Origin of the sequence: Mesorhizobium sp. M7A.F.Ca.US.002.01.1.1 (assembly GCF_004022955.1) — a bacterium.
In the GTDB taxonomy this organism is placed as follows: Bacteria; Pseudomonadota; Alphaproteobacteria; order Rhizobiales; family Rhizobiaceae; genus Mesorhizobium; species Mesorhizobium ciceri.
Window position 1 is genome coordinate 1 of sequence record NZ_RZQE01000349.1, and the last position, 6308, is coordinate 6308.

Annotated in this window: 4 protein-coding genes; 3 read left to right on the top strand and 1 reads right to left on the bottom strand. The window is 63.9% G+C overall.

What is annotated here, in order from left to right:
* Nucleotides 1–238: 238 nt before the first annotated feature.
* Nucleotides 239–1294 (bottom strand): CapA family protein, encoded by a 1056-nt coding sequence (locus tag EN932_RS26015; RefSeq protein ID WP_063168830.1) that lies wholly within the window; start codon nucleotides 1292–1294, stop codon nucleotides 239–241.
* A 108-nt stretch (nucleotides 1295–1402) separates the two neighbouring features.
* On the opposite strand from EN932_RS26015, the gene EN932_RS26020 reads away from it, so the two are divergent.
* From EN932_RS26020 to EN932_RS26030, 3 genes are all read left to right on the top strand, one after another.
* Nucleotides 1403–2668, top strand: coding sequence for a hypothetical protein (locus EN932_RS26020; protein ID WP_127384777.1), 1266 nt, complete (start codon nucleotides 1403–1405; stop codon nucleotides 2666–2668).
* A gap of 437 nt (nucleotides 2669–3105) precedes the next feature.
* Nucleotides 3106–4710 carry a tlde1 domain-containing protein gene (locus tag EN932_RS26025; RefSeq protein WP_127384778.1) on the top strand — a complete coding sequence of 535 codons (1605 nt, stop codon included), beginning with the start codon at nucleotides 3106–3108 and terminating at the stop codon, nucleotides 4708–4710.
* Nucleotides 4711–4835: 125 nt separating this feature from the next.
* The coding region (locus EN932_RS26030) for a DEAD/DEAH box helicase family protein (RefSeq protein ID WP_164890624.1) at nucleotides 4836–6308 on the top strand (1473 nt) is incomplete at its 3' end.

The following is a 6308-nucleotide window of genomic DNA, read 5'->3' on the forward strand; positions in this document are numbered from 1 at the left end:
TTGTTGAACAGCCAGGCGACCAGCACCACGGCCACCAGCACCAGCCCCACGAACACCGGCACCCGCCAGCGCACCTGCCGGACCGCCGAAGCCCTCGCCGCTTCATAGGCCTCGATGTCTTTTCGGATGCCGGCGATGACCGTTTCGCTCGGCATGAAATCCGCTGATTCCACCGCTACCCCCGCAATCCTGCCTCTGCGGGAGCATGATAGTTGGTTTTGCAAGGGCCGCCAGATGGTTAAGCGGGAACGCCTTCATCGGTTGGTGGAGAAGGGAAGACCGCTTTCAGTCGCTCCGCGACCCTGTCACGCATTCGGCCCTCCAAAGCCTCCATCAACACCAGCCGCTCGTGGTCGCCAGCGCGCAGGCGCATGAAGGGATGCATCCGGTAAGACGCGATCCTGCCGCGCGTACCGGCATCGGCACTGACATCGACAACGAGGATAGAGCCGATGCGGCCCGGCCATGGCTGCCGGGCAAAGGCGGTACCGAGGAAATCGCCGAGCCCATAGGCGACGATCGTCCCGTCAATCTTTTCCACCGGCTGCACGACATGGGCATGATGGCCCGCGATCAGCCCGGCGCCCTGCCCGGCCAGCCGCCTGGCCAGCGCTCGCGTCCCGTCGCGCGGAAAATGTCGGAACTCCCAGTCCCAATGCGGCACGGCGCAGAGAAGGTCCAAGCCAGCGGGTGGCCAGCTCGCCGGATCGCTGTCCATCGAAACGCGCCCGGCAAACAGTTTTTCATCGGCGTTCCGCCACAGCGTGAAGGCGGCGAAGCCGATATCAAGCGATCCAACCTGAATCGGTACAACCGGACCGTCGGCCAGGCCGATCGTGCGGATGCCGAGCCGCAGCAACGCCGCGATTGTCTCGTCGAAACCGGCGATGCCCTGATCCAGCACATGGTTGTTGGCCAGCGACAGCACGAGTTTTTCGCGCGCAACACCAACCGCCGTCAGCGCCTCGGCCAGGAACGGCTCGCTCATCGCATGATGCGTGCCGAGCCTTGTGCCCAGCACCGCGCTTGGCCTGTCCACAACAGGGCTTTCGCAATTGCCGATCACCAGATCGGCAGCGCCGAGCAGCGCCTTGATCGCCGGATCGCAATCCGGCGCGCTGCGGTTGGCCACCGCCGAGATGTCGCCGACAAAGGCAAGCCGCACCGCTTGCTTCGGCGGTGGATCCATCAGCGTCCCGGCCATCGGCGCAAAGTCTTGAGCGTCGCCGGCCAGTGACGGCTTCAGGAAACGCGGCAGCCAGGACAGCTTGTAGGAAAACGGATAATTCGACACGCGATGCCCAATTGTTTGCCCTGTGTAGACCGTCCGCCGGGCGGGTTGAAGCGCGGCGCTGCAAATGGTGTATGTTTGCACTGCGCGACAAAACATTGGGGGGAAAAGATGACACGACTGGCAGGCCTGCTGACATCCGCTTTCATTCTGCTCCTGCCGCTGTCTTCCGCGTCGGCGGCAATGCCAGAAGCGGCAACCACATTGTTTGAGGCGAAGACCGTGGCCGCGCGCGACACCGCTCTCTCGACGCTGGAGGCTGCCGCGCCAAAAGACCCGGCATCCGCCTATGCGGCCGGGGCGGGCGAGTTCTTTACCGCACTGGAGATCCTGGCCACCGGCCTGCACCGTCATGGTTTCGAAAGCCCGCAATCCTTCATGCTGCCGCTGATGCGGTTGCCGGTGCCCGACAATCCCAATCCCGAGCCGCTCACTTACGAGCAGTTCCGCGCCATCCTGGTCGGCTTCCGTGACCGGCTGGAGAAATCCGCAGCCACGTTTGCCTCGGTGCCGCCCGATGCCGATATCGGCATGGTCATCGATCTCACCCATGCCGGCATCGACCTCAACGAGGACGGCACCATCGCGCCGGACGAGAGCATGGCGGCGATCATCGCCTCACTCTCGCGCGGCGGTATCTCGTCGGACGCCGCCGCCCCCACGCTCACCTTCCGCTTCGACCGCGCCGACGGCTACTGGCTGCAGGGCTATGCCGAGTTCCTGATGGCGCAGGCCGATTTCTGGCTTGCGCATGATTTCAGGAGCACCTTCGACGGCTCGTTTCACATGCTGTTCCCGCGCGCCAAATTGCCGCTGCAGGATATTCTGGTGCCGCCGGCCGGCGATATGGGCTCGAGCATCTTCTCCTCGGAATGGCGCATCGCCGATTTCATCTCGATGGTGCATCTCGTCAACTGGCCGGTGATCGAACCGGAGCGCCGGCAAGCAGCGCGCCGCCACCTGCTGGAAATGATCCGGCTGTCGCGCGAGGACTGGAAGGCGATCCGCGCCGAGACCGACAATGACCGCGAATGGCTGCCTGGACCGCAGCAGAAGGGCGAGAACCCGCTCACCGGCCTCGAAGTCGGCGAGGAGCAGGTCCAGGCCTGGCTCGCCGCCTTGACCATGGCCGAGGATCTCCTGGAAGGCCGCAAGCTGCTGCCGCATTTCCGCGTCACCGCCAGTACTGGGCTTGGCATCAACATGAAGCGCTTCTTCGACGAGCCAAAAAACTTCGATCTCGTGCTGTCGATCACCGGCCCGGCCATCGCGCCCTACCTCGAAAGCGGCGAGCTCGCGACCAGCGACGATTTCGACCAGATCCAGCGCCAGTTCGGCGGCGGCGGGTTTTTGACGTTTGCGCTTTGGTTCAACTGAGGGTGGGCCGTTTGAGGCCGCCTTCCCGCGAGAAATCTAGCATGGCAGGCAACGGTTTTACCGGAAACACGCGCGCCTTTTGTAGGCAGGTCTGCCGGCAGTCGGTTCGCTGCATACACCGCGCGGAGGCGCTGCGTAAAAATTAGCAGTGGCTGTTTTGCTTGACTCGGCCGCCAAAAACAGGCAGCAAAACCAGGTCGGAAGGGCGACAACACCACTTTCCTGGCCGTGGACGAAGGCTGATTTGGCCAAAATCCACATCTCGTCGTTGGTTTTGAGAGGAATTGATTAACCAACTTTGTCCATATTTTGAAGCAATCGGCAACCAACTACAGACGCGGCAAACGCGTCGGGGACCACCTGGGATCACTCACAGAATGGTCGTCGCGGCTCTCAAGGCCACGTACGGGGAAACCGATTGAAGCGAGATTGGTTGCATGGCGTTGTTGAGTACACACAAAAAAAACCGGGGACAGCGTGAGGGCGGCGAGTTCGTCGATGCTCCACGTTCCCCTTCCTTCAACGCTGGCCGGGTGGCCCGCTGGGTCGCGCTGCCTTGCGTCAGCACCGCCATCGGTCTTTGGTTGATCGGCACCATGGCTGGCCTCAGTTCCGTCGGCGCCTCTCTGTCGGCAACTTCGGTTGGCCTGCCCCAGACACTGTCGACACCGGGATCGCTCGCACTTGCCGATCCGCTGAAACAGCACTTTTTGAAAGCACCCTTCGTGCTGGCCAACGCCAATGGCGGCACTCAGGCCCTGCATGATCATTCGGTGCAGTGCGGCGCCAGCTGTTTCAAGCTGGCCAGGGTAAGCGCGCGGGCGGAAAAATCCGAACGCCTTGTAGCGCAGGCAAAGCCGATGCCCGCCGCCGTGAAGTCGAAGGCGCAGGAGCGCTTCGAACGCATGGAAGCGTCGCTTTCGCCGATGAAGCTGGCCGCTGCCTTTGCCGATGCCGGAAAGCCTGCCGCCAGTGCCAACACCCGCCCGGTGATCTCCACAGTCGCACCGCGAATTGCCGAGGCGTCGTTGGTGCCCTCCGTCCAGCTCACAGCCAGCCTGTCCGATAACATGCCAGTTCCGGCGGCCGAACGTTTCGCCCGGCTGGATACCGACTCGGTGGTCGTTCAGACCGCACCGCCTCCGATGGGCTTTGCCCAATCCGGTACGCCGGACAATTCGCAGTTGGCGCTTGCTCTGGTGCAGTCCCTGCCGGCCGATGACGAGGCGTTCGCCTCACCGCTGCCGATCGAGGAATCGTCAGCCGATGTCGTGGTTTCACCCGTCGAAACCCAGCAGGATCAACCCGGCGATGCCGCCTCCCTGCCGGACGCTCTGACCGACGACGTGCCGTTGCCGACCCGGCGTCCGCAATTCGACGCGCCGCAGCCCAAAGTGGTCCAGCAGGAGCCTAAGTCCGTCCAGCAGCCGAAATCCGTTCAGCAGCCGAAGCCGGCACGCGAGACGGTCCAGCAGGCCCAGCCGGCAAAACCGACGCGGCAAGGCCGGCCGGCCGATGGCGGCGATGTGCTGGCCTATGCCAAGCCCGACACGCCCTCGGGCGGCCTTGGCAAGGCGTTCAGGAACCTCTTCAACTCGCCAGCCGCCAGGAGCGGAGCCGGCAATGGCGTCGCCGTGTACGACATCAGCAGCGCGACCGTCTACATGCCTGACGGCTCGAGGCTGGAGGCGCATTCAGGCATCGGCGCCATGGCGGACCAGCCGCGTTATGCCGACCAGAAGAATCGCGGACCCACGCCGCCCAACACCTACAATCTGTCGATGCGCGAGTCGCGCTTCCACGGAGTGGAGGCCTTGCGCCTGACACCGGTCGATGGCCGCAACAAATACAATCGCAACGGCCTGCTGGCCCATACCTACCTGCTCCGGGGCCGCTACGCCCAGTCGAGCGGCTGCGTCGCCTTCAAGGACTATGCGCGCTTCCTCGCCGCTTTCAAGAAGGGCAAAATCAAACGCCTCGTCGTGGTGCCGCGCCTGAACGGGTCGGCGACGCAGGTCGCATCAGCCGCCAGGGGCGTGTAACGACAAGAGGCTTTCGGGCGCCCTCCCGCTGCTCCTGACAGCAGGCTGTCAGGAGCAGCGCTGTCCGGCACGCCTCTCCCCACCGCGCTCTTTCCATTTTGGCCAGGAAATCCCATATTCGGGACATGGCCAAATCTCCCGATCAGAAAACGCCGCCGACGGCGAATGACGACCGCGCCGCGCCGAAGCGGCGCAGCCCGCTGACCGATTTCCTCGACGCCTCCGAGCCGCTGCACAAAGGCGGCTTCGCCGAGATGCCGCAGCCGGAGCTCTCTGGCACGCCGCTGACCGGTTCGATCGCGGATTGGGCCGAGCAGATCGAGCAGGAAGCCGAAAACGAAGGACGTCTTGTCGCCAAGGGTGACGGCGGCAAATCGCCGAAGCCGTCGAAGAAGATACCCGAGCGCTCAAGCTCGCCGGGGCGCAGTTCGCGCGGCACCTCGATGGGTGGCGCGGCGTCAGCCAGGGAGCGCACGGCAGCCGGCCTCAATCCGGTCGCCGGCCTCGACATCTCGCTGGAGGACGCCGAGACCATGGCCTCGGGCAGCGTCACCGCGACGGTGGCGGCACTGTCGGCGCTGATCGAATCCGGCAATCCGCTGCACAAGGACGGCGTGCTGTGGACGCCGCACCGCCCTGCCCGCCCCGAAAAATCCGAAGGCGGCATCGCCATCAAGATGGTGTCGGAGTTCGAGCCGGCCGGCGACCAGCCGACCGCGATCAAGGATCTGGTCGAAGGCGTCGATAACCACGACCGCACCCAGGTGCTGCTCGGCGTCACCGGCTCAGGAAAAACCTTCACCATGGCCAAGGTGATCGAGGAGACGCAGCGCCCTGCCTTGATCTTGGCGCCGAACAAGACGCTTGCCGCGCAGCTCTATTCCGAGTTCAAGAAATTCTTCCCGGAAAACGCCGTTGAGTATTTCGTCTCTTACTACGATTATTACCAGCCGGAAGCCTACGTCCCGCGCACCGACACTTTCATCGAGAAGGAATCCTCGATCAACGAGCAGATCGACCGCATGCGCCACTCGGCGACGCGTTCGCTGCTTGAGCGCGACGACGTCATCATCGTCGCCTCGGTGTCCTGCATCTACGGTATCGGCTCGGTCGAAACCTATACGGCGATGACCTTCCAGATGCAGATCGGCGACCGGCTCGACCAGCGCGCGCTGCTCGCCGATCTCGTCGCCCAGCAGTACAAGCGGCAGGACATCAACTTTGTCCGCGGCTCGTTCCGCGTGCGCGGCGACACCATCGAAATCTTCCCGGCCCACCTGGAAGACCGCGCCTGGCGCATCTCGATGTTCGGCGACGAGATCGAGCAGATCACCGAATTCGACCCGCTGACCGGCCAGAAGACCGGCGAGCTGAAAAGCGTCAAGATCTACGCCAATTCGCACTATGTGACGCCGCGCCCGACGCTGAACCAGGCGATCAAGTCGATCAAGGAAGAGCTCAAGCACCGGCTGGTCGAACTGGAGCGGGCCGGCCGCCTGCTTGAGGCACAGCGGCTGGAACAGCGCTGCCGCTTCGACCTCGAAATGCTGGAAGCCACCGGCTCGTGCGCCGGCATCGAGAACTATTCGCGCTATCTC